Origin of the sequence: Eubacterium sp. BIOML-A2 (assembly GCF_009680135.1) — a bacterium.
Taxonomy (GTDB): Bacteria; Bacillota; Clostridia; order Lachnospirales; family Lachnospiraceae; genus Faecalicatena; species Faecalicatena contortus_B.
Genome location: NZ_WKZK01000035.1, coordinates 48,037 through 48,429, shown reverse-complemented (window position 1 = coordinate 48,429; position 393 = coordinate 48,037). Strand labels below are relative to the sequence as shown.

The window sequence follows — 393 nt, the reverse complement described above, 5'->3', positions numbered from 1 at the left end:
TTTCGCAACGGCATATATAGCCCCAGCACCTCCCCGGCCTCCCTGTCATAAAGCTTGCTCATCCAATCGGCAGGAAAACCCGCCAACCGGGTGGGATCCGAGACCAGGGCAGCGGATGTGGATTGGCTATGCGTGTCTTTTCATCTTCAAGATGCGTATTGAATTATTTTGATACTGGAACCGTATCCCCTTGCTTATGTACACCTACTGGGGACATAAAAGTCCCGCCAATTCTATATCCATACGCTGCCCCCTTTTGAGGCTCCAACTTAGGAACGAATCCTTTTCCTACCGGTCGGATGCACCAGCTCCATGAAGGGATAGCCGAAAACCTCCCGGAGAACATCCATGTCCTTTCAAAAACGCTCAAAGCGAACCTTAGAAATTCTTGGT

At 50.1% G+C, this 393-nt stretch carries 1 protein-coding gene; it reads right to left on the bottom strand.

The window, feature by feature from the left end; translation table 11 throughout:
- Positions 1-163 precede the first annotated feature (163 nt).
- Positions 164-393, bottom strand: a 230-nt coding sequence (locus GKG43_RS23110) for a hypothetical protein (protein ID WP_206672034.1), incomplete at its 5' end; no start/stop codon positions are given.